The organism is Comamonas sp. lk, from assembly GCF_900564145.1.
Classification (GTDB): domain Bacteria; phylum Pseudomonadota; class Gammaproteobacteria; order Burkholderiales; family Burkholderiaceae_C; genus Comamonas.
Map to the genome: position 1 here is coordinate 2,598,923 of NZ_UOOB01000001.1, position 24,334 is coordinate 2,623,256.

At 58.4% G+C, this 24,334-nt stretch carries 21 protein-coding genes; 19 read left to right on the top strand and 2 right to left on the bottom strand.

The window, feature by feature from the left end; translation table 11 throughout:
* Positions 1-15 precede the first annotated feature (15 nt).
* The 15 genes from EAO39_RS11925 (at position 16) to EAO39_RS11995 (ending at position 16,528) form a co-directional block, all read left to right on the top strand.
* Entirely contained in the window at positions 16-2,103 is a 2,088-nt protein-coding gene (locus EAO39_RS11925) for a capsular polysaccharide biosynthesis protein (protein ID WP_120967621.1), read from the top strand.
* A 109-nt stretch (positions 2,104-2,212) separates the two neighbouring features.
* Positions 2,213-3,625 (top strand): capsular biosynthesis protein, encoded by a 1,413-nt coding sequence (locus EAO39_RS11930; protein WP_120967623.1) that lies wholly within the window; start codon positions 2,213-2,215, stop codon positions 3,623-3,625.
* The gene (locus EAO39_RS11935) at positions 3,622-4,830 is read left to right on the top strand and encodes a hypothetical protein (protein ID WP_120967625.1); all 1,209 of its coding nucleotides are present in this window, start codon (positions 3,622-3,624) and stop codon (positions 4,828-4,830) included. Before EAO39_RS11930 ends, EAO39_RS11935 begins: the two co-directional genes overlap by 4 nt.
* Before the next feature lie 83 nt (positions 4,831-4,913).
* Positions 4,914-6,245 (top strand): cytochrome P450, encoded by a 1,332-nt coding sequence (locus EAO39_RS11940; RefSeq protein ID WP_240466975.1) that lies wholly within the window; start codon positions 4,914-4,916, stop codon positions 6,243-6,245.
* A gap of 44 nt (positions 6,246-6,289) precedes the next feature.
* Entirely contained in the window at positions 6,290-6,589 is a 300-nt protein-coding gene (locus EAO39_RS11945; RefSeq protein ID WP_240466976.1) for a hypothetical protein, read from the top strand.
* A 155-nt stretch (positions 6,590-6,744) separates the two neighbouring features.
* On the top strand, positions 6,745-7,260 hold the full coding sequence (locus EAO39_RS11950) for a hypothetical protein (RefSeq protein WP_120967632.1): 516 nt from the start codon (positions 6,745-6,747) through the stop codon (positions 7,258-7,260).
* Positions 7,261-7,631: 371 nt separating this feature from the next.
* Positions 7,632-8,324, top strand: coding sequence for a substrate-binding domain-containing protein (locus EAO39_RS11955; RefSeq protein WP_120967634.1), 693 nt, complete (start codon positions 7,632-7,634; stop codon positions 8,322-8,324).
* Between the two features lie 183 nt (positions 8,325-8,507).
* A complete protein-coding gene (locus EAO39_RS11960) occupies positions 8,508-9,869 on the top strand; it encodes an aromatic acid/H+ symport family MFS transporter (protein ID WP_120967636.1) in 1,362 nt (453 codons plus the stop codon).
* A gap of 49 nt (positions 9,870-9,918) precedes the next feature.
* On the top strand, positions 9,919-10,947 hold the full coding sequence (locus EAO39_RS11965; protein ID WP_120967638.1) for an amidohydrolase family protein: 1,029 nt from the start codon (positions 9,919-9,921) through the stop codon (positions 10,945-10,947).
* 139 nt (positions 10,948-11,086) lie between these two features.
* Entirely contained in the window at positions 11,087-11,770 is a 684-nt protein-coding gene (ligK, locus tag EAO39_RS11970) for a 4-carboxy-4-hydroxy-2-oxoadipate aldolase/oxaloacetate decarboxylase (protein WP_120967640.1), read from the top strand.
* 59 nt (positions 11,771-11,829) lie between these two features.
* Entirely contained in the window at positions 11,830-12,747 is a 918-nt protein-coding gene (locus tag EAO39_RS11975) for an amidohydrolase family protein (RefSeq protein WP_120967642.1), read from the top strand.
* A 181-nt stretch (positions 12,748-12,928) separates the two neighbouring features.
* Complete coding sequence (gene ligA, locus EAO39_RS11980) at positions 12,929-13,387, top strand: protocatechuate 4,5-dioxygenase subunit alpha (RefSeq protein ID WP_120967644.1); 459 nt, start codon at positions 12,929-12,931, stop codon at positions 13,385-13,387.
* A 3-nt stretch (positions 13,388-13,390) separates the two neighbouring features.
* On the top strand, positions 13,391-14,260 hold the full coding sequence (locus tag EAO39_RS11985; protein ID WP_120967646.1) for a class III extradiol dioxygenase subunit beta: 870 nt from the start codon (positions 13,391-13,393) through the stop codon (positions 14,258-14,260).
* 99 nt (positions 14,261-14,359) lie between these two features.
* Positions 14,360-15,319 (top strand): Gfo/Idh/MocA family oxidoreductase, encoded by a 960-nt coding sequence (locus EAO39_RS11990; protein WP_120967648.1) that lies wholly within the window; start codon positions 14,360-14,362, stop codon positions 15,317-15,319.
* A gap of 186 nt (positions 15,320-15,505) precedes the next feature.
* Positions 15,506-16,528, top strand: a complete 1,023-nt coding sequence (locus tag EAO39_RS11995; RefSeq protein ID WP_120967650.1) for an aldo/keto reductase — start codon at positions 15,506-15,508, stop codon at positions 16,526-16,528.
* A 9-nt stretch (positions 16,529-16,537) separates the two neighbouring features.
* Here EAO39_RS11995 and EAO39_RS12000 read toward each other — a convergent pair whose 3' ends face one another.
* Positions 16,538-17,446 carry a CoA transferase gene (locus EAO39_RS12000; protein WP_120970999.1) on the bottom strand — a complete coding sequence of 303 codons (909 nt, stop codon included), beginning with the start codon at positions 17,444-17,446 and terminating at the stop codon, positions 16,538-16,540.
* A 222-nt stretch (positions 17,447-17,668) separates the two neighbouring features.
* Between EAO39_RS12000 and ygiD the strand changes: the two genes are divergently transcribed.
* Positions 17,669-18,574: a 4,5-DOPA dioxygenase extradiol gene (ygiD, locus tag EAO39_RS12005; RefSeq protein ID WP_120967652.1), complete on the top strand. Its 906-nt coding sequence runs from the start codon at positions 17,669-17,671 to the stop codon at positions 18,572-18,574.
* 202 nt (positions 18,575-18,776) lie between these two features.
* Here ygiD and EAO39_RS12010 read toward each other — a convergent pair whose 3' ends face one another.
* On the bottom strand, positions 18,777-19,973 hold the full coding sequence (locus tag EAO39_RS12010; RefSeq protein ID WP_120967654.1) for an amino acid aminotransferase: 1,197 nt from the start codon (positions 19,971-19,973) through the stop codon (positions 18,777-18,779).
* A 116-nt stretch (positions 19,974-20,089) separates the two neighbouring features.
* Between EAO39_RS12010 and uvrB the strand changes: the two genes are divergently transcribed.
* The 3 genes from uvrB to EAO39_RS12025 all read left to right on the top strand — a co-directional run bounded on the left by uvrB (position 20,090) and on the right by EAO39_RS12025 (position 24,317).
* A complete protein-coding gene (uvrB, locus tag EAO39_RS12015) occupies positions 20,090-22,156 on the top strand; it encodes an excinuclease ABC subunit UvrB (RefSeq protein WP_120971001.1) in 2,067 nt (688 codons plus the stop codon).
* A 233-nt stretch (positions 22,157-22,389) separates the two neighbouring features.
* Complete coding sequence (gene iscR / locus EAO39_RS12020; protein WP_003054211.1) at positions 22,390-22,926, top strand: Fe-S cluster assembly transcriptional regulator IscR; 537 nt, start codon at positions 22,390-22,392, stop codon at positions 22,924-22,926.
* Positions 22,927-23,096: 170 nt separating this feature from the next.
* The gene (locus EAO39_RS12025; protein ID WP_120967656.1) at positions 23,097-24,317 is read left to right on the top strand and encodes an IscS subfamily cysteine desulfurase; all 1,221 of its coding nucleotides are present in this window, start codon (positions 23,097-23,099) and stop codon (positions 24,315-24,317) included.
* Positions 24,318-24,334 lie beyond the last annotated feature (17 nt).

The following is a 24,334-nucleotide window of genomic DNA, read 5'->3' on the forward strand; positions in this document are numbered from 1 at the left end:
TTTAGTCATCACACTGTGAATCAAAAAATCGGCATTTTTTCTGCTGGAATTCTGAGGATTCCACTTCTCTCTGTGTTGCTCAAGGCAACGCCGGAGCGTGCACGCCCTTGGCGCAGATTAGTCGTGGATGTGATCGCAGGCTGGGGGCTGCGCCCAAGCACTAAGAAAGCTTTGCGCTATGCCCGCAAGCATGGGCTCCCTTATCTGGCACTGGAGGATGGTTTCCTACGCTCTTTCGGTACGGGCGAGTATTACCCGCCGCTATCGCTGGTAGTTGATGACGAAGGCATTTACTACGATTGCACCCGGCCTAGCGCGTTGGAGCGTTTGCTGTGCAGCGATGCAGATGTGCTGGCCCCAGACGCAGCGCCGGTGCGCCAAGCGCGCGCCGCGCTGCTTTCGGCTGGTTTGAGCAAATACAACCACGCGCCGGATTTGCCTGAAGGCGTTTTGCGTACCAGCGATGTGCTGCGGGTGCTGGTGGTGGATCAGACAGCAGGCGATATGAGTGTGAAGCTGGGTGGGGCAGATGCTACAACCTTTAAGGCAATGCTCGCCGCCGCGCAGGCTGAGAACCCCAACGCCACCGTGTATGTCAAGACTCACCCGGAAGTGTCCTCCGGCCGCAAGAGGGGTTATCTGGCAGATGTGCAGCCTGAGGAGCGCACCGTATTGCTGCGCGATGCAGTGAACCCTATGAGTTTGATCGCCCAGATGGATAAGGTCTACGCTGTCAGCTCCACCATGGGATTTGAAGCCTTGCTGGCAGGTAAGCCGGTGACTTGCTTTGGTGTGCCTTGGTACGCAGGCTGGGGGGTGACGGATGATCGTCAGATGCAGCATCCTGCTATGGCTCGGCGTGCTGTTCAGCGGCGCACGGTTGATGAACTGTTTGCTGCAGCCTATATGCACTACACGCGCTACCTGAATCCGGAAACGCGGCAGTTGGGTTCCATTACGGATGTGATGGAGTGGCTGGAGTGCCAGCGGAGGATGGCAAGGCGCTTTTCCGGTCGAATGATTTGCATAGCGTTTCCGCGCTGGCGTGCGTGGAACTTTAAAGAAAGGCTTTCCTTGCATCAGGGCCGGGTGCTGTTTGTTCGTCATGCAGCAGCGGCTGCCAAGTTGCAGCCGGCAGGTGCAGATTGCTTGGTCTGCTGGGGTAGGGTGCCGCCCGACGGAGTGCAGGAGTTGGCTGAGGCATCCGGCGTTCGCCTGCTGCACATGGAGGACGGCTTTGTGCGCTCCGTAGGCCTGGGCTCGGACTTGATTGCGCCGCATTCCTTTGTGCTGGATGCGCAAGGCATTTATTTCGACCCAATCCAGCCTTCCGAACTGGAGGACTTGCTCAATACGCGGGCTTTCACCGCTCAGGATCTGGAGCGTGCCAGGAATGTGCGCGCTTTCATCGTCAAGCACGGCATTACCAAGTACAACCTGGAACCAAATCTTTCCGTGGATTGGCCGATAAATGACAAGCAAGTGGTTTTGGTGCCGGGCCAGGTGGAGGATGATGCTTCCATTCGTTTTGGTTGCGATGTCAAGGGCGTACATACCAACTTGGGCTTGGTTCAGGCTGCGCGATTAGCGTTCCCCTCAGCGTTCATCGTCTTCAAGCCGCACCCCGATGTCAGCAGCGGCAATCGCAATGGGCATGTCGACAAGGCTCAAGTGTTGAAACATGCCGATTACATAGAGCTTGATGCTTCGGTCGTCAGTTGTATCGAGGCTTGCGATGCAGTGGTGACGATGACGTCTTTGACGGGCTTTGATGCCTTACTTCGTGGCAAACATGTGTTGGTGCATGGTCGGCCTTTTTACGCAGGCTGGGGGCTGACCGAGGATGTGCTGCCGGTTCCAAGGCGGAAAAGACAACTTTCGATAGATGAATTAGTTGCCGGAGCTTTGCTGCACTATCCCTTGTACTGGGATCCGTTGCTCAAAGGCTACACGACCTGTGAGGCGGTTTTACTCAGACTGTTGGAGGAGCGCGATGCCCGTGTTGCAGACGGCTCTCTTCAGAAACTCAGGTATGGATCGATCCGACGCAAGCTAAGAAAAATTACCATTTTGTTGCAATCTTCTTTTTTTAAGAACAAATGAATCAATATGTCACCGCTATGATCGCTACTCGAGATTCTGGCTGTTTGACTTGAGCTGACTTTGTGCACACATACGCGGTGCATTTTTTGCGATTTTTTGAGGGGCTGTTTTGGAGAGCGCAAGCAATTCAAGCTTTAAGCATAAAAAAGTATTGCTGCTGCAGGGGCCGGTAGGCCCATTTTTCTCAAATCTGGCTAGAGATCTGCGAGATGTGGGTGCTGAAGTTCTTAAATACAACTTCAATGCGGGGGACTGGCTGTTCTATCCCATGGGTGCAAGGAGCTTCAAAGGACAGATCGAAGACTGGTTGCCTGAGCTTAAGCGCTTCATTCTTGCGCAGCAGATTGATGCCGTTTTGTTGTTCGGAGACTGCAGGCCTGTGCATGTCGGAGTCCGAAAGCTCGGCCAGCAAATGGGCTTTGCCGTGGGAGTGTTTGAAGAAGGCTATTTGCGGCCGGATCATGTGACCTTTGAGCCTATCGGAGTCAATGGTCATTCCCAATTTCATACGGCATTGGAATCTTGGCTCAGTTCCGTGGTGGCTGAAAGTGCCAGTTCATCGGAGCAGGATGAGCCAAGTGAAAGCATCAAGGCGACGGATAACTACCAGAAGGTAGGACGCTCCTACTGGCATGCTGCCATGTGGGGCATGTTGTATTTCTTTGCGGCGTGGCTGGCGCAACGATTTTGGAACAACGATTTGCACCATCGCAAGATGTCGGTCGCTGATGCTCCTTGGTGGTGGTTGTCCTTTGGGCGCAAGGCCTGGTATCGCTTTGCCGAGCGCGGTATTTCGCAGAGGTTGATAGGCGAAAGGCACGAACAGTTCTTTTTGGTGCCGCTACAGGTGCATAACGATGCACAAATCACCGTGCATTCGGACTATGAGTCGGTTTGCGGTTTTATCGACCATGTCATGAACTCCTTTGCTGCCGCATTGCGTCGCTCGGCAGTGGTGTCAGACAGCATTCCGCTGGGGCTTACCACGCTGAAGGATCATTTGCTCGTGTTTAAGCACCATCCTATGGACCGAGGTCACAGGGACTATTCGAAAGTCATACGCTTGCTGACAAAGCGATATGGACTTGAGAAGCGAGTGCTCTACATACACGATCAGCACTTGCCCAGCTTGCTGAAAGCGGCCCAAGGGGTTGTGCTGGTCAACAGCACCACGGGTTTGTCCGCTCTGGGGCATGGAGCGCCGGTCAAGGTCTGCGGCAGTGCCTTGTACGACATACCCGGTCTGACTTATCAAGGGCATCTGAGCGAGTTCTGGCTTGCGGCACAGTCTGCTACGCCGGACAAGGAGGTTCTGAAACGCTTCAAGAGGGCTTTGCTGGAGAGAACGCAACTCAATGGCAATTTCTATAAGAAGCTGTCCGTATGTCAGTGGCGCTGTGGCGTCATGCTCCAGGGGAAGATGGCTCAGCGCCTGTGGCCTTTGCAAAATGCGGTATCTCCGCAACCTGTCTCCATCCATCCGCACGAGCCATTGGTGCAGGGGATGAAAGCAGAGCCATGAGCGAGAAAGAAAATGCAGCCCCGTCGCGGTTGGTGGTGTTTGTTGGCGGATTTGATCCGAGAGGCGGACGCTACTACCACCGCTTGTGCGCTCAGCAGGCACGGCTCCAGGCGCAAGTGGATCAGGCTGAGTATGCAGTGGGCGAACTCAGAGCGCTTCAACTGGATGAAGCAGGCAAGGCACATTCGGTGTGGACCCTGGCCGGATCTTCTGCTGACGCTAGCGAGTATGTGTTTTTCGACTGGACCGATCATATACGCGCGCATTGGCCCAAGTCGCTTTATGCCGTGTGCAAGGCAGGTCTTAGAACTTATGGGGAGGCGCTGATTAGTTGGCGCAGCCTTCGTTCGTTGGGTGCTGCACTTCCCTATACCTTGCTTGCCTTTGTCTATCCGTTGATCTTCATGCTGCTGCTCGGTTTGTTCGGGGTAGCAGGTTTTTATGGCACTTGGCATGCAGGCGCCGACTGGCCCTGGTGGAGCCGGGCCCTGGCTTGTCTGGGTGTAGTTTCTGTGGTCGCGTGGGGCGGAAAAAAACTGGATGGTTTGTTGCACATCAGCTGGCTGCTCAGAATTTTTAACTTTGCACGTTCGAGTGCCAGAACTTCAGAGTCCGGTGCGACAGAACACGAGCGCATTCACGATATGGCTCAATGGCTTGCGCAACGAGTTCGGCAACAACCCGATTTGGAGTTGGTTGTGCTGGGCTTCAGCGTTGGAAGCGCTCAGTCCATCAAGCTGCTGGATGCACTGTCGGATGTATTGCGTAGCACTGAAGTGCAACCAGTGAAAGACCGGGTGACACTACTGACCTTGGGCAACTGCATTCCCTTGTTCTCGTTCTTCCCGACGGCCAGTGGTTTTCGTTCAAGTGTGAGCAAGGTCGCCGCTGACCCGGAAATTTACTGGGTGGACATCTCCTCCCCAGGAGACAGCGTAAGCTTTGGCATGTGCGATTTATTGCAGTTGGCGTTACCCGACGCGTCTCCTGCGAATGAGTCTTACGTCAATCCTCGTCATATGTGCACTCCGCGCTTTCACAAGCTGTTTGAGCCTCGCCGTTACCGCTTCATTCGGCGCAACAAGATGCGCATGCATTTTCAGTATCTGATGGCCTCCGAAAAAGCCGGAGCTTACAATTTTTTTGCCATGCTCACCGCGCCCACTACTGTGCGCAAATACGTAGAAAAGTTTTTGGTTCGATGAATCGTTTTTGCCCCGTGTATCCCAAACCGCATCCTGAGAAAGCCTCCAAGCTCAGGATGTTTTTGCATGCCCGGCGTTCCTGGATGGATGCCTTGTTTGAACGCAGCTACTCCATGCAAATGGGTGAGGTTCATCTGCCTGGCGTGGATCTGTACATGGTTAACGACACCAAGGAAATTAAGCGTGTGATGCAAACGCAGGCGCAGGACTTTCCTAAAAGTCATCTGCTGCATGAGTCCTTGAAGCCTCTGCTTGGTGACAGTATTTTCACTACTAATGGGGCGCTCTGGCAGAGTCAGCGCTCCATGATGAATCCCGCTTTTGAGCAGGCACGGCTGAATGTCGCATTCCCGCGCATGCTAGGTGCGGCCAACGCCATGCTGGAGCGGCTGGCCGAGCAGCAAACACAAGTGCCTTATGACATAGAAGTCGAAATGACGCATGTCACTGCCGATATTATTTTTCGCACGATTTTCTCCACGCCCATGCAGGGCGCTGATGCGCACCAAGTGTTTCATTCATTTGCGCACTACCAGGCACTGGCACCCAAATTGATGCTCCCGGCGCTATTTGGCATTCGCTGGCTCAAACTACCCTGGCTCAATTGGCAAAGTAAAAAATCCGCAAGGAAAATCCGCAATCTGCTGCATTCCATGATCAAGCCGCGTTATGAGGCACATATGCGTGGCGAATCTGGCGAGCACGAGGATATTTTGGCGGCCTTCATGACCGCCAAGGATCCTGAAACCGGCAAAGCATTTACTGAATCCGAATTGGTGAATCAGGTAGCCATGCTGTTTTTGGCCGGCCATGAAACCTCGGCCAGTGCTCTGACCTGGGCTTGTCATCTTTTGGCCAATTCGTCCGATATTCAGGCGAGAGCGCGCTTGCAAATCGATGAGGTGTTTGCCGGGCGCGAGCCTACGCAGGCAGATATGAAAAGCCTGCCTTTGCTATGGAATATTTTCAGGGAGACTTTGCGCCTGTTCCCTCCGGTGGGTTTTTTTGCCCGGGAAAATACCAGTGCCTGCCCTATGCGCGGGAAGCAGCTCAAGCCGCACAGCACGGTGGTGGTGGCTCCCTGGCTGCTGCAGCGCCACCGCAAATGGTGGAAGGAGCCCGATGCTTTCGATCCAGACCGCTTTGACAGACAGGAGAGCAAGGAGGCCATCAAGCACGCATATATGCCGTTCAGCATGGGACCTAGAGTCTGCTTGGGGGCCGCTTTTGCGTTGCAGGAAGCGGTTCTCATCTTGGCCTGTTTGTTGAGAGAGTATGAGCTTTTGCCGGTGGACGACCATGTGCCCCAGCCTGTGGGACGCTTGACAATCCGTTCTGAAAACGGAGTGCAGGTGCAACTGAAAAAACGCAACCCGCTAGAGCTTGCTGAGGGCGCGACGGGTGTATCGGCATGAAAGAGCGCTTAGCGGGGTTTGCGCTGATGTGCGCCATTGTGCCCATGGCATTTTTGGGCTACCTGCTCTTGGTCATCGTGGGTTTTTGCGGCAAGGCGGAGCGTGGCCGTTCGGGCGTCAGAGCCTTGGATCACTTTGTCAACGCAACCTTGTTCAATGGTTATGCATGGGAGAGTGTCTCGTCACATGCCTGGCGTGAACGCGAGAACAAATCCTGGGCGCGCGCAGTCATCAAATTGACCGATTGCTTCCAGAAAGACCATTGCATGCGGGCTAACAAGCGTGAGCAGCCGGTGGTGGACTTGATCCTTAAAAAAGGACTGGATAGACAAACGATTCGCTAGCATTTACCCGGGCCGATGAGGTGGAATGTCAGCCAAATCATGGCTGGAAACGTTGCTTGTAGATGACGGCACGAGTTGAGAGCTAGCTTGGTTCCAAGTCTCAGCCTTCAACCCAGCCTCCCATTCCGTGCACTTCACAACGACTTCAGTCCCCTATGTCTATTCATCGATTTTCTGTGCGCGGCTTAGCTGTTCTGGCATTGCTGCTGGGGGCCGCTGCGGCCCATGCCCAGGCCTATATCAGCGGTGCCATATCCGGGCAGCTGGCACCCGGTGTCTACGGGCGGGTGGATATTGGCAATGCGCCGCCGCCGGCGCTGATGTATGCGCAGCCCATGCTGGGCATGCCCGGCGCCAGGGCGATGCCCCATGCGCAACCGATCTATCTGTGGGTGCCTCCCGATCATTCACGCAATTGGCGCCGCTACTGCGGGCGCTACAGCGCTTGCGGTCAGCAGGTGTATTTTCTGCGAAACGCACCCCCGCATTGGCGTGAAGCGCGACGCGATCGCCATGACCATCATCACGGCCGTGGCTGGGAGCGTGAACGCCATGACGAGCGCCGCTGGCAACGTGAGGAACGCCGCGAAAGAGATTGGGACAGGGACGGGCGGGGCGGACGCGGTCACGGCAACGGTCATGGGCGCGGGCATGGTCGTCATGATGATTAAATCCAAGGGTTAACCATTGTTTTTACTGTTGCTTACGCACAGCATTTAAAACGATGAATTCCTGATTTGATAGCGCTTACCTCTTTTGTTTAAAAGAGGTAAGCGCTTTTTTATTGCCTATCTTCGTTTGGAATATGAGACGCCTTGGCTATGCTTTGCAGGCATAGCTGCTAGCCCGGCAGCTGGCTAGTCTGGCCGGGTGATGACGCACACAATAGCTTTATCTGTTGTTGAGTCAAAGCTGTCATGCTGCAAAACGTCCATCCCTGCATGCCGAACTGCGGGGCTATCCCTTCATTCAAGCCCCTGTATCTGGATCAAGGTCGATCTGCGTCTGCGTTGCATGCGGCCATGGCTCTGAGGGGGAAGGCATGAGCATGGTTCTTCGCGGTATTTCTTCCATGGCCACACGCCAGGTGCTGGCCGAACTGGCGGCAGCATGGCAGGCGCGCGGCGCAGAGTCCGTCACGATTGAATCCGTAGGCGGCGTGGATGCCGCCAAGCGTGTAGCGGCGGGCGATGAAGCATTTGACGTGGTCTTTCTTGCCAATCAAGCCATCGACAAGCTGATCGCTAGCGGCCGCGCCGTGGCCGGCAGCAAGGTGGATCTGGTGCTGTCGAGCACCGTAGTTGCCGTGCGGGCAGACGCGGCACAACCCGACATTTCCAGTGAAGATGCTTTGCGCGCCGCCGTGCTGGCTGCGCCCAGCATCGGCTATTCCACAGGCCCCAGCGGCGTGGCCTTGCAGCAATTGTTCGAACGCTGGGGTATTGCCCAGCAGATCCAGCCTCGCATTGTTCAGGCGCGCCCCGGCGTGCCGGTGGGCTCGCTGGTCGCTTCGGGGGAAGTGGCCTTGGGCTTTCAGCAACTGAGCGAGCTGATTCACGTGGCCGGCATCGCCATCGTCGGTCCGCTGCCTGCGGCTTGCGCCATAGACACCGTGTTTTCAGGCGCCGTGGTGGCGGGCTCGCACCAGGTCGGGGCTGCCGAGCGTCTGCTGGCATTCATGGCTTCGGCCGAGACCGCAGAGGCCAAGCGGCGTCAGGGCATGGAGCCGGCCTGATTGCACAGCGGCCGCTGTCGGGAATGGCAAGGCCATTTCCTGGCAATTGATTTTCACCATGGAACAAGACAAAGGGCAGATATAGCCCTTCGTGACAGACGCACAGAAGTCTTCGCCGAAGGCTTTGGCGCCCGCCGCGAGATTGGAGCGTGAGGCGACAAAGAGAGGCAACCGAGAACCAATATGACTTCGCAACATTCTTCTGGCAGTGCGGCTTCGTCCGTGGCCAATGTACAAACGGTGCTCAACGAGCATCCGTTTTCCGGCTTTCAATGGGTGATTTTTGCCCTGTGCTTTTTGATCGTGCTGCTTGATGGCTTTGATACTGCCGCCATAGGCTATATCGCTCCTTCGTTGATCTCGGAGTGGGGCGTAAGCAAGCCCGCTTTGGCGCCCGTGCTCAGTGCGGCCCTGTTTGGTCTGGCCGCAGGCGCCATGTGCTCCGGCCCGCTGGCGGACCGGCTGGGCCGCAAGGCGGTGCTGGTGGGTTCGGTGTTTGTGTTTGGAGTGGCCTGCCTGGCTTCAGGCTATTCGCATGACATCACCACCTTGACCGCGCTGCGTTTTGTCACCGGCATCGGCCTGGGCGCCGCCATGCCCAATGCCGTAACCTTGATGAGCGAGTACTGCCCCGATGCCCGCCGTGCCACGCTGACCAATGCCATGTTCTGCGGTTTTCCGCTGGGGGCAGCTTTTGGCGGCTTTCTGGCCGCCTGGATGATTCCGCATTTCGGCTGGCGTAGTGTCTTGCACCTGGGCGGCATTGTGCCGCTGGTGCTGGCCGTGCTCTTGCTGCTGTTGCTGCCCGAGTCGGTGCGCTATATGGTGGCCAAGGGCCATTCGGCCGAACGCATTCGCAAGGTGCTCACCCGGATTGCCGGCAATGCCGTGCAAGGCGTGCAGCGCTTCATCATGACCGAAAACAAGCCCGTGACCGAAGGTCAGAGCGGCATGGCCGTGGTGCTGTCCAAACAGTACCGTGTGGGCACCATCATGCTGTGGGTGGCTTACTTCATGGGTCTGGTCATCTTCTATGCGCTGATGAACTGGATGCCGGTGTTGTTCAAGGAAGGCGGGCTGGACCCCAAGACCGGTACGCTGGTGGCGGCGCTGTTCCCACTGGGCGGCGTGGGTGCGGTGGCTTTTGGCTGGCTGATGGATCGCTACAACGCCAACCGCATCATTGCCGTGGGCTATGCGCTGACCGCCTTGTCCATCTGGTGGATTGGTCAGGAAGCCGGCAGCCTGGGCTGGCTGGTGGTCTCGGTGTTTGTGGCCGGCACCATCATGAATACGGCGCAATCTTCCATGCCTGCCTTGGCCGCGGCTTTTTACCCCACCAGCGGTCGCGCCACCGGCGTGGCCTGGATGCTGGGCATAGGCCGCTTTGGCGGCATTGCCGGTTCGTTTCTGGTGGCTGAACTCACGGTGCGCCAGATGAGCTTCAGCCAGATTTTCACCGTGGTTGCCATTCCCGGTTTGATTGCCACAGCGGCCCTGGTCATCAAGCAGCTGGCAAGCCCCAAGTCGCAAGACGGATGCTGATTTTGACGACCCCCTATTTGATTTCCTTCTCATTCAGGAGCGCATAACAATGATCATTGACGTACACGGTCACTACACCACCGCCCCGGCTGCGCTGGGCGCATGGCGCGATCTGCAGATTGCCGGCTTGAAAGACCCGTCCCAAGCCCCCAAGGCGGCCGATCTGAAGATCAGCGATGACGAGATTCGCGAAACCATAGAAACCAATCAGCTGCGCCTGATGAAGGAACGAGGCTCGGATCTGACCATCTTTAGCCCCCGTGCTTCCTTCATGGCTCACCACATCGGTGACTTCGAGACCTCCAGCAGCTGGGCCGCCATCTGCAACGAGCTGTGCTTTCGCGTCAGCGAGCTGTTCCCCGAGCACTTCATTCCTGCCGCCATGCTGCCCCAGTCGCCGGGCGTGGACCCCGCCACCTGCATTCCCGAGCTGGTCAAGTGCGTGGAGCAATACGGCAATGTCGGCATCAACCTGAACCCCGACCCGTCGGGCGGCCACTGGACTTCGCCCCCGCTGTCCGACCGTAGCTGGTACCCCATCTACGAAAAGATGGTGGAGTACGACATCCCCGCCATGGTTCATGTCTCCACCAGCTGCAACAGCTGCTTTCACACCACCGGTTCGCACTATCTGAACGCCGACACCACGGCCTTCATGCAGTGTCTGACCAGCGATTTGTTCAAGGACTTCCCCACGCTGAAGTTCCTGATTCCCCATGGCGGTGGCGCCGTGCCTTACCACTGGGGCCGTTTTCGCGGTCTGGCGCAGGAGATGAAAAAGCCGCTGCTGGAAGAGCATCTACTCAACAACATCTTCTTCGACACCTGCGTCTATCACCAGCCCGGCATCAACCTGCTGACGGAAGTGATTCCCACCAAGAACATCCTGTTTGCCAGCGAGATGATCGGTGCCGTGCGCGGTATCGATCCGCAAACCGGCCACTACTACGACGACACCAAGCGCTATATCGAAGCCACGCAGAACCTGACGGCCGAAGAAAAGCAGCAGGTCTACGAAGGCAATGCCCGCCGCGTGTTCACGCGCCTGGACTCGGCCCTCAAGGCCAAGGGCCTGTAAGACTTACCGTATAGAAAAAAGGAGCAGCTAGCGCAGGCCGCACATAGGTTTTAGCTTGTAATCAAATTGAAGTTGATTCAACGCAAGCGCTAGCAGCTCTTATTTTTGATTCAATCACTGCGAAGCAAAGAGGTATTCCATGTACGAACTCGGAGTCGTTTATCGCAATATCCAGCGCGCCGATCGCGCTGCCGCCGACGGCCTGGCCGCTCTGGGCTCGGCTACCGTGCACGAGGCCATGGGTCGCGTGGGGCTGCTCAAGCCCTATATGCGTCCCATCTACGCGGGCAAGCAGGTTTCGGGTACGGCAGTGACCGTGCTGCTGCAACCCGGCGACAACTGGATGATGCATGTGGCAGCCGAGCAGATTCAGCCCGGCGACATCGTGGTCGCTGCCGTGACTAGTGAATGCACCGACGGCTATTTTGGCGACCTGCTGGCCACCAGCTTCCAGTCGCGCGGCGCTCGCGCTCTGATCATCGATGCCGGCGTGCGCGATGTGAAGACGCTGCAGGAGATGGACTTCCCGGTCTGGAGCAAGGCGATTTCCTCCAAGGGCTGCATCAAGGCGACGCTGGGCTCGGTCAACATCCCCATCGTCTGCGCCGGCATGCTGGTGACTCCCGGTGACGTGATCGTGGCCGACGACGACGGCGTGGTCTGCGTGCCTGCCGCCAAGGCTGCCCAGGTGCTGGACGTGGCCCGCAAGCGTGAAAGCTTTGAAGGCGAAAAGCGCGCCAAGCTGGCCTCGGGCATCCTGGGCCTGGATATGTACAAGATGCGCGAGCCCTTGGCTGCCGCAGGTCTCAAGTACATCGATTAATAAATTGAGAGCAGGGTGTGCAGGCTACTAGTGCGCATCCAGCCCAAAAGGATTCAAACATGAGCCAATTTGAAAAAACCCCTGGCTGGATGGACTGGTACGCCAACCCCAGCAAGCCCAGCTTCAAGCTGCCCGCTGGTGCTGTGGATGCGCACTGCCATGTGTTCGGCCCCGGCAACGAATTTCCTTTCGCGCCCGAGCGCAAGTACACGCCTTGCGATGCCAGCAAGGCCCAGCTGTTTGCGCTGCGCGACCACCTGGGTTTTGCGCGCAATGTGGTGGTGCAAGCCACCTGCCACGGTGCGGACAACCGTGCCATGGTCGATGCCTGCAAGGCTTCGGGCGGCATGGCCCGTGGTGTGGCCACGGTCAAGCGCAGCATTTCGGACGCAGAGCTGCAGGAGCTGCACGACGCCGGTGTGCGCGGTGTGCGCTTTAATTTCGTCAAGCGCCTGGTGGATTTCACGCCCAAGGACGAGTTGTTGGAGATTGCCGGCCGCATCGCCAAGCTGGGCTGGCATGTGGTGATTTACTTTGAAGCCGTGGATCTGCCCGAGCTGTGGGACTTCTTTACCGCACTGCCCACCACCGTGGTCGTCGATCACATGGGTCGCCCCGATGTGAGCAAGGGCGTGGACAGCGAAGAGTTCGCTCTGTTCCTCAAATTCATGCGCGAGCACCAGAATGTGTGGAGCAAGGTATCCTGCCCCGAACGTCTGTCTGTGACCGGGCCCAAGGCGTTGAATGGCGAGCAGAATGCCTACCAGGATGTGCTGCCGTTTGCGCGCCGCGTGGTGGAAGAGTTCCCCGAGCGCGTGCTGTGGGGCACGGACTGGCCGCACCCCAATCTGAAGGACCATATGCCTGACGACGGTCTGCTGGTGGACTTCATCCCCCATATCGCGCCCACGGCCGAGCTGCAGCAAAAGCTGCTGGTGGACAACCCCATGCGTCTGTATTGGCCGGAACTGGCCTGACACCCCCTGAGGCGCTTTGCCTAGGCGGCGCCGCACCTTCCCCTCTCTCGATGCGTTGAATCGGGAGGGGGACGACAGCCTCGCTGCGGGGCGGCCCTTGCTGGCTGTCTCTCGCCTGGGTTGTGCCAGTTTTTGAAGGGCAGGGCAACTTGCCCTTGATAAGGGTTAAGAGGAGAAATTTATGGCATTGGAAAAACCATACCTGGATGTGCCCGGCACCATCATTTTTGATGCCGAGCAGTCCCGCAAAGGTTACTGGATCAACCAGTTTTGCATGTCGCTGATGAAGGCCGAGAACCGCGAGCGTTTTCGGGCCAACGAGCGCGCCTATCTGGATGAATGGGCGATGACGGAAGAGCAAAAACAGGCCGTGCTGGCGCGCGACCTGAACTGGTGCATGCGCACCGGTGGCAACATCTATTTTCTGGCCAAGATCGGCTCTACCGACGGCAAGAGCTTTCAGCAAATGGCGGGCTCCATGACCGGTATGACCGAGGACGAGTACCGCGCCATGATGATTGCCGGCGGCCGCTCGGCCGAAGGCAATCGCTATGTGGGCGAGGACGGAGACGCACAGGCGCATCGTCAACCGCAAGGTGCTGCGGGCGCAGCCGGTAACAAGAACAAGGAAGGCAACTGATTCATGGCTCGCATTACTGCATCTGTTTTCACCTCGCATGTGCCCGCCATCGGCGCTGCCATGGATCTGGGCAAGACCGAGGAGGCCTACTGGCAGCCTTTGTTCAAGGGCTATGACTTCTCGCGTCAGTGGATGAAAGACAACAAGCCCGATGTGATTTTTCTGGTCTACAACGACCACGCCACGGCTTTCAGTCTGGACTGCATTCCCACCTTTGCCATCGGCACGGGCGCGGAGTACGAACCCGCAGACGAAGGCTGGGGCCCACGCCCCGTGCCCAAGGTGCAGGGTCACCCCGAGCTGGCGGCGCATATTGCGCAATCCGTGATCCAGCAGGACTTTGACCTGACCATCGTCAACAAGATGGACGTGGACCACGGCCTGACCGTGCCCTTGTCGCTGATGTGCGGCGAGCAAGACCCCAAAACCGGCTCCTGGCCTTGCCCGGTGATTCCGTTTGCCGTCAACGTGGTGCAATACCCCGTGCCTTCGGGTCAGCGCTGCTTCAACATCGGCCGAGCGATTCGCAAGGCCATCGAGAGCTACGACGAGGACATCAATGTCCACATCTGGGGCACAGGCGGCATGAGCCACCAACTGCAAGGCGCGCGTGCCGGCCTGATCAATCAGGAATGGGACAACAAGTTCCTGGACCTGCTGATCGAAAACCCCTCGGGTCTGGCCCAGCTGCCGCATATCGACTATGTGCGCGAGGCCGGTTCCGAAGGCATCGAGCTGGTGATGTGGCTGATCGCGCGTGGCGCCATGTCCGACGTGGACAGCCCGGCACCGCTGCCCAAGGTGGCGCACCGTTTCTACCACGTGCCTGCATCGAACACCGCGGTGGGGCATCTGATCCTGGAGAACCAATGAGCGTGCCCCCACGTTCATGGCTTCGCGTATTCACTGCCCCTAACCAATAAGGAACAAGGGGCCTTCGCCTCCTTGAGGCGGCTCTACGGAGACTCATTTATGTCTAAAACCATCAAAGTCGCCCTGGCTGGCGCAGGTGCCTTCGGCATCAAGCATCTGGACGGCATCAAGAACATTGACGGCGTGGAAGTCGTCTCCCTGGTCGGTCGCCGTCTGGACCAGACCCAGGAAGTGGCCGACAAATACGGCATCAAGCATGTGGCGACCGACCTGGCCGAGAGCCTGGCGCTGCCCGAAGTCGATGCCGTGATTCTGTGCACGCCCACGCAAATGCACGCCGAGCAAGCCATTGCCTGTCTGAAGGCCGGCAAGCATGTGCAGGTTGAAATCCCTCTGGCAGACAGCCTGAAGGACGCGCAAGAAGTGGCCGAGCTGCAAAAGCAGACCGGTCTGGTGGCCATGGTGGGCCATACCCGCCGCTTCAACCCCAGCCATCAGTGGGTGCACAAGAAGATTGAAGCCGGCGAGTTCAACATCCAGCAAATGGATGTGCAGACCTATTTCTTCCGCCGCACCAATATGAACGCCCTGGGTCAGGCGCGCAGCTGGACGGATCATCTGTTGTGGCATCACGCTGCCCATACCGTGGACCTGTTTGCCTACCAGGCCGGCAGCCCCATCGTCAAGGCCAACGCCGTGCAAGGCCCCATCCACAAGGATCTGGGCATTGCCATGGACATGAGCATTCAGCTCAAGGCCGCCAATGGCGCCATCTGCACACTGAGCCTGTCGTTCAACAACGACGGCCCTCTGGGCACTTTCTTCCGCTACATCGGCGACACCGGCACCTATCTGGCGCGCTACGACGATCTGTACACCGGCAAGGATGAAAAGATCGACGTCTCCAATGTCGATGTGTCCATGAACGGCATCGAGCTGCAGGACCGTGAATTCTTCGCTGCCATCCGCGAGGGCCGCGAGCCCAACTCCAGCGTGCAGCAGGTGTTCAACTGCTACAAGGTCTTGCACGACCTGGAGCAGCAGCTGAACGCTGAATAAGTCCTGGTGACTTGTTGAGCTGTACAAAGGCTGGGGCTGGGCTCCGGCCTTTGTTGTTTGAGCCTGGATATTGGTAAGCTTGTCGAAATTGATAGCTGTATGCGCATGTCAGTCAAGCATTACAGGCCAAAATCACTCAAAATCAGTCTCCATTGCCGCCCGATAGGCATTCAAAGGATTCCCTCTATGCAAACCCGTCAACTAGGCCCATTCACGGTCAGCAATGTAGCTCTGGGCTGCATGAATTTCAGCCATGCCTATGGCGCATCGCCCAGCGTGGAGCAGTCCCATGCCGTGCTGCATGCAGCGCTGGATGCCGGCGTCACCTTGTTCGACACTGCGGCGCTTTATGGTTTCGGCGCCAATGAATCGCTGATCGGTCCGGTGCTCAAGCCCCACCGCAACCACATCACCTTGGCCAGCAAATGCGGCATGGCCGGTGTGCGCGGTGATGACGGCGTGATGCGCCGCGTGATCGACGGCCGCCCCAAGACGCTGCGCCAGAACTGTGAAGACAGTCTGCAGCGCCTGGGCACCGATGTGATCGATCTCTACTATCTGCACCGCTGGGACAAGAACGTGCCCATAGAAGAATCGGTGGGCGAGATGGCGCGCCTCAAAGAGGAGGGCAAGATCCGCGCCCTGGGCCTGTCCGAAGTCGGTGCCGATGCGCTGCGCCGCGCGCACAAGGAACACCCGATTGCGGCCCTGCAAAGCGAGTATTCGTTGTGGTCGCGCAATGCCGAGCTGGGCACGCTGGCCGCCTGCAAGGAGCTGGGCATTGCCTATGTCGCCTTTAGCCCCGTGGGCCGTGCCTTTCTGACCGGTAAGCTGCAGGAAGTGGGCGCTCTGGTCAAAGGCGATATCCGCGCCACCATGCCGCGTTTTGCGCCCGAGAGCTATGCGCGCAATCTGCGTCTGCTGGCGCCCATGCAGGCCGTGGCCGAGAAAGCCGGCTGCACGCTGGCCGAGCTGGCCATTGCCTGGGTGCTGCACCAGGGCGAGCAGGTGATTGCCTTGCCCGGCACCACCAGCGTGGAGCATCTGCACGAAGACATTCGCGGCGGCAGCGTCAAGCTCAGCCCCGAGTTGCTGGCCGAGCTGGATGACATCTTCAGGCCCGAAGCCATTGCCGGCGACCGTTACGCGCTGCAAGGCCAGGGCGAGGTGGATACCGAGAAATTCGGCTTTGAAAAGCGCCCGGCTTAAAAACAGCGGTCAGTGTGCGCTGGGCAGGGCATGCAGCGGTATGTCCCGCTCCTGGGCCAGTTGCATCAGCTGCTTGCAATTGAGGGCGGCCAGAAACTGCGCCACGCCGGTGTGGATTTCCGGCTTGTGCATATCGCTGGGGTGGCGGAACAGAAGGTCTGCGGCTTCGCACAGGCGCTGGGCAAAATGTGGCTCCAGCGCAGCCACGGCAACCATGCCATCGGCGCAGGGGTAGATGCGATAGCCGGCGTGGCCGCCGCCTACGTCACCCGTAGGCTGGGTCAGGCCCCAGTGCCAGGGCAGGGCCAGCCACTGGGCGGCCTGGGCCAGGCCCACTTCTCTGAACACGCCGCGCCCGCTGCGGCTGCTGACCAGCACGGCTTGCAGCACGGCTTCGCTGGCCATCAGCGCACCTGCCATATCGGCAAACAGGCTGGGCGGCAACTGGGTGCTGTGCACCAGTCCGGCTTCGGCCTGGTAGGTCAGGTCGTGGCCGGGTACGTCGGCCAGTGCTCCTTCGCTGCCCACCACGCGCACCAGTGACAGCCGGGGATGGCGCTGCTGCAGCACCGCCCAATCCATGCCCAGTTTCTTCAGCGCCGAAGGCCTGAATGAGGTCAGCAGCACATCGGTTTGTGCCAGTTGCGCGTGCAGGCTGGCTTGGCCGGCTTCAGTCTTGAGGTCGGCCTGCAGCACGGTGATGCCCTCATGCATCTGCCCATAGGCTTGGGGGCAGTAGAGCTGCATGGGGTCGGCGCCACCGCCACCGTCTTTGCTGGCGCTGGACAAGGGCTCCAGCTTTCGGCATTGCGCTCCCATGCCGGCGCAGCGCCACAGTGCCGCAGGTCCGGGCAGATTGAGCGCCAGGCTCAGAATGCGCACGCCTTGAAGCGGGGCAAAGCTTTGGGAGTCGTCCATGGTGTTCATCAGTTCATTGCAGCCTTGAGTAGTTGCTCTTGTATCGCGTGTGTGGCTAAAGACCTGGCGCTTTCAGGACAGTGTGTTGCGCCAGCCAGCCTCCACAAGGGCATTGCTCTGTGGCAAGCTTGGCCCATGTTGAAAAAGCTGCACTGGCTGTTGCCTGGGCAGCGCTGAACGGATCTTATGCGTCGACGTACGCTTGTTGCCCTGGGCTCCACAATGGTGGCGGCATCCGGGGCTTGGATGGCTTATTCCATGACCACAACCTCACCCACTGTTTTGCCCCAAGAGCTGCTGCAACAACTCAAGCCCTCGCCGCGCATGCCGGTCATGTTTCTCGGCCATGGCAGCCCCATGAATGTGATCGAAGACACGCGCTGGCGTCAGAGCTGGAAAGCGCTGGGCGCGGAGTTGGCCGCCAAAGGCATTGCACCGCAGCTGATCTTGTGCATTTCCGCGCACTGGCTGACGGAGTCGGACTGGGCTTTGACCGGCATGGCCCAACCGCGCACGATTCACGATTTCGGCGGCTTTCCCCAGGAGTTGTTTGATCAGCAATACCCGGCGCTGGGTGCACCTGAGGTGGCCAGGCAACTGGCTGCCGAGCTGCATTCGCCGCTTGATGGCTCGGCCTTGCGGGTGGATGAGAAATGGGGCTTTGACCACGGCACCTGGTCGGTGCTGCTGCCCATGTTCCCCGAAGCCAAGATTCCCGTCATGCAGCTGAGCATGCCTTATGGTCTGCCGCCGGAAAAGCATTTCGAGCTGGGTGTTCAGCTACGGGCGCTGCGCGAGCGCGGCGTGCTGATTGTGGGCAGCGGCAATGTGGTGCACAACCTGCGTGCGCTGCGCCGCGATGTGGCGGATGACCAGGCGTTTGACTGGGCCCAGCAGTTCGATGCCCAGGTGCAGCAGCACTGGGACAGCGGCAATCTGGCCGATCTGTCCACCTTTCTGGACTGGGGCCCGCAGGCACGTCTGGCCCATCCCACCCACGATCACTATTTGCCGCTGCTGTATTCGGCGGGCGCGGTGCACGAGGGCGAGTCGCCGCGGGTTTTTAACGACGCTTTTCAATATGGGGCGCTATCCATGCGCTCGGCCATCTGGGGCTTGAATACTTGATGAGATACCAGATTTGATAGCTGCTAGCGCATGAATTCATTGAGTTTCAGGCCTTTATGGGCTTGAAATAAAGACTGATCAAGCACAGGCAGCTATAGAAATAAAGTAGTTGAGAACCGGCGGAGCATAAAAAAAGAGCAACGGATTCAACGTCCGTTGCTCTTTGCTTTTCAGGGCTGCGACCGCGGCCCTGAGTGGTGCATCAGATCACCGCGGCGATGGCCTTGCAGACATACTCGATGTTCTTGCTGTTCAGGGCGGCAACGCACATGCGGCCGGTGTCGGTACCGTACACGCCGAACTCGGAGCGCAGACGCACCATCTGGTCTTTGGACAGGCCGGAGTACGAGAACATGCCGATCTGGGTGGTGATGAAGCTCATGTCCTGAGTCACGCCGGCAGCCTTGAGGCCGTCGACCAGCTTTTGGCGCATTTGCTTGATGCGCACGCGCATCTCGCCCAGCTCGGCTTCCCACTGGGCGCGCAGCTCAGGGGTGTTGAGCACGGCAGCCACCACGGCGCCACCGTGGGTAGGAGGGTTGGAGTAGTTGGTGCGGATGACGATCTTGAGCTGCGACAGCACGCGAGCGGCTTCTTCCTTGTCGTTGGCGACCACGGACAGGGCGCCCACGCGCTCGCCGTACAGGCTGAAGCTCTTGGAGAAAGAAGTGGAGACGAAAATGTTCAGGCCGGCGGCCACGAACTTGCCGATCACGGCGCCGTCTTCGGCGATGCCGTAGCCAAAGCCTTGGTAGGCCATGTCCAGGAAGGCGACCAGGCCCTTGGCCTTGACCACTTCAATCACTTGATCCCACTGGGCGGCAGTGATGTCGTAGCCGGTGGGGTTGTGGCAGCAGGCGTGCAGCACGACCACGGTGCCGGCAGCGGCAGCGTTCAGGTCGGCCAGCATGCCGGCGAAGTCGATGGAGCGGGTGGCTGCGTCGTAATAAGCGTAGTTCTCGACTTCAAAACCGGCGTTCTGGAAGATGGCGCGGTGGTTTTCCCAGCTGGGGTTGGAGATCAGCACCTTGGCATTGGGGTTGAGCTTCTTGAGGAAGTCGGCACCAATCTTCAGGCCGCCGGTGCCGCCGATGGCTTGCACGGTGGACACACGGCCGGACTTGACCACGTCGGATTCGGCGCCGAAGACCAGAGCCTTCACGCCGTTGTCGTAAGCAGCGATACCGTCGATGGGCAGATAGCCACGTGCCGTGGGCTTGTCCATCATGGCCTTCTCAGCGGCTTGCACGCATTGCAGCAAAGGCAGCTTGCCGTTGTCGTCGAAGTACACACCCACGCCCAGATTCACCTTGTTGGCGTTGGTGTCGGCAGCGAACTGATCATTCAAACCCAGAATAGGGTCGCGGGGGGCCATTTCGACGGCGGTAAACAGAGACATGAAAAATCCTTGATGGATAGAAATAAGTCAGGTCACCCCCAACTACTCTAGGTTAGGCTTGAGGGTTGGTCTGCCATTCTACCCGCGCTAACCCTATGCGTCATGGACATGACATCATGCAAGAACAAGATATGACTGATGCGCCGCAAGGCAGCTTTGTGCACTACCCCGACTCGCCCTTCGAGCTGTTTCAACCCTATCCCCCGGCAGGGGACCAGCCGACGGCGATCGAGCAACTGGTCAATGGCGTCAATGACGGCGAGTCATTTCAGACGCTTTTGGGCGTGACGGGCTCGGGCAAGACCTTCACCATGGCCAACGTGATTGCGCGCCTGGGCCGGCCCGCCATCGTGTTTGCGCCCAACAAGACACTGGCCGCACAGCTGTATTCAGAGTTCCGAGAGTTTTTCCCAAAAAATGCGGTCGAGTACTTTGTCAGCTACTACGACTACTACCAGCCCGAAGCCTATGTGCCCCAGCGCGACCTGTTCATTGAAAAGGACAGTGCCATCAACGAGCACATCGAACAGATGCGGCTGTCGTGCACCAAAAGCATCATGGAGCGGCGCGATGTGGTGATCGTCGCCACGGTGTCCGCCATCTACGGCATTGGCGAGCCCGAGAGTTATCACCGCATGATCATGACGGTGCGCACCGGCGACCGCATGAACCAGCGCGATGTGATTGCCCAGCTGATTCGCATGCAGTACCAGCGCAATGACTCGGATTTCAGCCGCGGCACCTTCCGGGTGCGCGGGGACACGATCGACGTCTTCCCCGCCGAGCATTCGGAGCTGGCCGTGCGCATCGAGTTGTTCGATGACGAAATCGAAACCCTGCAGCTGTTTGATCCGCTCACGGGCCGCGTGCGCCAGAACATTCCGCGCTTTACCGTCTATCCCAGCAGCCACTATGTCACGCCAAGAGACAAGGTGCTGGTGGCCGTGGAGACCATCAAGCTGGAGCTGGCCGAGCGCCTCAAGCAACTGGTGGAGATGGGCAAGCTGGTGGAAGCCCAGCGGCTGGAGCAGCGCACGCGCTTTGACCTTGAAATGCTGACCGAGGTCGGGCATTGCAAGGGCATCGAGAACTATACCCGTCACCTGTCAGGCGCAGCCCCCGGCGATCCGCCCAGCACGCTGACGGACTATCTGCCGCGTGACTCCATCATGTTTCTCGATGAGAGCCACCAGATGATCGGCCAGCTCAACGCCATGTACAGCGGTGACCGCTCGCGCAAGACCACGCTGGTTGAATATGGCTTTCGCCTGCCTTCGGCGCTGGACAACCGTCCGCTCAAGTTTGAAGAGTTCGAGCAGCGCATGCGTCAGGTGGTGTTTGTTTCGGCAACGCCCGCCGATTACGAGAAAACCCATGCCGGTCAGGTTGTGGAGCAGGTGGTACGGCCCACGGGTCTGGTTGATCCTGAAATCGAAGTGCGCCCGGCCACACACCAGGTGGATGATGTGCTGCAGGAAATCCGCCTGCGCGTGGACAAGCAGGAGCGCGTGCTCATCACCACGCTGACCAAGCGCATGGCCGAGCAATTGACGGAGTATTTGACGGACAACGGCGTTAAGGTGCGGTATCTGCACTCGGATGTGGACACGGTGGAGCGTGTGGAAATCATCCGTGATCTGCGCCTGGGCGCCTTTGACGTGCTCGTCGGGATCAATTTGCTGCGCGAAGGCCTGGATATTCCGGAAGTGTCGCTGGTGGCGATTCTGGATGCTGATAAGGAAGGCTTTTTGCGCGCCGAGCGCAGCCTGATTCAAACCATAGGCCGCGCGGCGCGCAATATCAATGGCAAGGCCATCTTGTACGGTGACCGCATCACGGAGTCCATGAAAAAGGCGATCGGAGAGACCGAGCGGCGCCGCGCCAAGCAGGTGGCGCACAACGCAGCTCACGGCATAGAGCCAAAACAGATTGTCAAGCGGGTGAAAGACCTGATTGATGGTGTTTACAGCGAGAAAAGCAGCAAGGAAGCCGAGCGTATCGAGCAGCAGGCCCTGCAGCGGGCACGTGTCGAGGATATGTCCGAGAAGGATGTAGCCAAGGAAATCAAGCGCTTGGAGAAGCAGATGCTGGAGCACGCGCGCAGTCTGGAGTTCGAGCAGGCAGCCCGCATACGTGATCAATTGGCCCTACTAAAAGAGCAGTTATTTGGGGCTGCGCCGTAGGAGGCGTCCGGCAAATTGAAGCTGCTTGCGTGTTGCTGTGAGTTGTTACCCGACAAAAACAATGGGGAATGTGCTATACTCAACGCAAACACTCAACAACAAACTTCCCTCTCAGAAGGGCTCTGAACCTATTAACAGGACGGAGTAAGGGCGGAGACTGTGCCTGCCGGGTCTCTATAAAAGCACCACGCAGGCGTTTCTGTAACGAACAATCCTGATTGAAGGAGCTCGGAATGCGTCTCACAACTAAAGGCCGTTTTGCGGTCACCGCGATGATCGACCTGGCCCTGCGCCAGAACAATGGCCCCGTCACGTTGGCTGCCATCAGCCAACGCCAGCAAATTTCGCTGTCCTACCTGGAACAGCTGTTCGGCAAGCTGCGTCGCCACGAGCTGGTGGAATCCACTCGTGGCCCCGGCGGCGGCTATACGCTGGCTCGCAAGGCAACCGATATTACCGTGGCAGACATCATTGTCTCCGTGGATGAACCTATCGACGCTACCCAGTGCGGCGGCAAGGAAAACTGTCTGGGCGAAGCCGGCCGCTGCATGACTCATGAGCTGTGGGCTGCTTTGAACCAGCGCATGGTGGAGTTTCTTGACTCCGTCACCCTGCAGAAGCTGGTGGACGAGCAACTGGCCAAGGGCATCCAGATTGAAGACAAGCCTGTGGTGCGCCGTGCGATTTCCACAGCACCTGTGGTCAAGCCTATCCGCGTGAATGCACCTAACTCGGTGTTCGCTCTGGGTAACGCCTTCGCCAAATCCTGATCGCACTCAGCGGTCAGCGAAGGTCTGCAGCACTCTCAAGGTGCTGCCAAGCAAAAGCAGGGCAGGGTGATATGCATGGCTGTGCGGCATATCCACGCTGTCCGGGTGGGGCTTTGCGCCCATCAGTTCCTCTCACGATTTGTCAGCCGAATAACTAGATTGAGCCAGTCATGGACATGACCCCGCACCTTCCTATTTACCTTGACTATGGCGCAACCACGCCAGTGGATCCCCGTGTGGTGGATGCCATGATTCCGTGGCTGCGTGATCAGTTCGGAAATGCGGCTTCGCGTAGCCATGCCTGGGGCTGGGCTGCTGAAGAAGCGATTGAAAAAGCCCGCCAGCAAGTGGCTGACCTGATCAATGCCGATCCACGCGAAATCGTCTGGACCAGCGGCGCCACCGAGTCTGACAATCTGGCCATCAAAGGTGCTGCCCATTTCTATCAAGGCAAGGGCAAGCACTTGATTACTGTCAAGACCGAGCACAAGGCTGTGCTGGACACCATGCGCGAGCTGGAGCGTCAGGGTTTTGAAGTGACCTATCTGGACGTGAAGGAAGACGGTCTGCTCGATCTGGAAGTGTTCAAGGCGGCGATCCGCCCCGACACCATTCTGGTCAGCGTGATGGCCGTGAACAATGAAACCGGTGTGATTCAGGATCTGAACACCATTGGTGCCATTTGCCGCGAAAAAGGCATCATCTTCCATGTGGATGCTGCACAGGCCACGGGCAAGATGGTGCTGGATATGCAGGCCATGCCCATCGACCTGATGAGCCTGGCATCGCACAAGAGCTATGGCCCCAAGGGTATCGGTGCTCTGTATGTGCGCCGCAAGCCCCGCGTGCGCCTGGAAGCCCAGATGCATGGTGGCGGACACGAGCGCGGTATGCGTTCGGGCACGTTGCCTACCCACCAGATCGTGGGCATGGGCGAGGCCTACCGCATTGCCAAGGAAGAGTTTTCCAAGGACTACGAGCACGCCAAGCGTCTGCAGCAGCGCCTGCTTGATGGCCTCAAGGACATGGAGCAAGTGTTTGTGAACGGTGATCTGGAGCATCGTGTGCCCCATAACCTGAACATGAGCTTCAACTTCGTCGAAGGCGAATCGTTGATCATGGGCATCAAGGGTCTGGCCGTATCTTCCGGCTCCGCCTGCACATCCGCCAGCCTGGAACCCAGCTATGTGCTGCGTGCCCTGGGTCGCAGCGATGAGCTGGCCCATAGCAGCCTGCGCATGACCATTGGTCGCTTCACGACCGAAGAAGAGATTGACACCGCCATTGAAGCCATTCGCACCAATGTAGCCAAGCTGCGCGAATTGAGCCCACTGTGGGAGATGTTTAAAGACGGCATCGACCTCAGCACTATTCAATGGGCGGCACACTAAGCAAAGATCAGAAGTTC

Excerpts from the sequence above, each read along its gene's own strand:
- EAO39_RS11935 (WP_120967625.1), top strand. The coding sequence starts at position 3,622 with ATGAGCGAGAAAGAAAATGCAGCCCCGTCGCGGTTGGTGGTGTTTGTT.
- EAO39_RS11940 (WP_240466975.1), top strand. The coding sequence starts at position 4,914 with ATGGATGCCTTGTTTGAACGCAGCTACTCCATGCAAATGGGTGAGGTT.
- EAO39_RS11945 (WP_240466976.1), top strand. The coding sequence starts at position 6,290 with ATGGCATTTTTGGGCTACCTGCTCTTGGTCATCGTGGGTTTTTGCGGC.
- EAO39_RS11950 (WP_120967632.1), top strand. The coding sequence starts at position 6,745 with ATGTCTATTCATCGATTTTCTGTGCGCGGCTTAGCTGTTCTGGCATTG.
- EAO39_RS11955 (WP_120967634.1), top strand. The coding sequence starts at position 7,632 with ATGAGCATGGTTCTTCGCGGTATTTCTTCCATGGCCACACGCCAGGTG.
- EAO39_RS11960 (WP_120967636.1), top strand. The coding sequence starts at position 8,508 with ATGACTTCGCAACATTCTTCTGGCAGTGCGGCTTCGTCCGTGGCCAAT.
- EAO39_RS11965 (WP_120967638.1), top strand. The coding sequence starts at position 9,919 with ATGATCATTGACGTACACGGTCACTACACCACCGCCCCGGCTGCGCTG.
- ligK (WP_120967640.1), top strand. The coding sequence starts at position 11,087 with ATGTACGAACTCGGAGTCGTTTATCGCAATATCCAGCGCGCCGATCGC.
- EAO39_RS11975 (WP_120967642.1), top strand. The coding sequence starts at position 11,830 with ATGAGCCAATTTGAAAAAACCCCTGGCTGGATGGACTGGTACGCCAAC.
- ligA (WP_120967644.1), top strand. The coding sequence starts at position 12,929 with ATGGCATTGGAAAAACCATACCTGGATGTGCCCGGCACCATCATTTTT.
- EAO39_RS11985 (WP_120967646.1), top strand. The coding sequence starts at position 13,391 with ATGGCTCGCATTACTGCATCTGTTTTCACCTCGCATGTGCCCGCCATC.
- EAO39_RS11990 (WP_120967648.1), top strand. The coding sequence starts at position 14,360 with ATGTCTAAAACCATCAAAGTCGCCCTGGCTGGCGCAGGTGCCTTCGGC.
- EAO39_RS11995 (WP_120967650.1), top strand. The coding sequence starts at position 15,506 with ATGCAAACCCGTCAACTAGGCCCATTCACGGTCAGCAATGTAGCTCTG.
- EAO39_RS12000 (WP_120970999.1), bottom strand. The coding sequence starts at position 17,446 with ATGGACGACTCCCAAAGCTTTGCCCCGCTTCAAGGCGTGCGCATTCTG.
- ygiD (WP_120967652.1), top strand. The coding sequence starts at position 17,669 with ATGGTGGCGGCATCCGGGGCTTGGATGGCTTATTCCATGACCACAACC.
- EAO39_RS12010 (WP_120967654.1), bottom strand. The coding sequence starts at position 19,973 with ATGTCTCTGTTTACCGCCGTCGAAATGGCCCCCCGCGACCCTATTCTG.
- uvrB (WP_120971001.1), top strand. The coding sequence starts at position 20,090 with ATGCAAGAACAAGATATGACTGATGCGCCGCAAGGCAGCTTTGTGCAC.
- iscR (WP_003054211.1), top strand. The coding sequence starts at position 22,390 with ATGCGTCTCACAACTAAAGGCCGTTTTGCGGTCACCGCGATGATCGAC.
- EAO39_RS12025 (WP_120967656.1), top strand. The coding sequence starts at position 23,097 with ATGGACATGACCCCGCACCTTCCTATTTACCTTGACTATGGCGCAACC.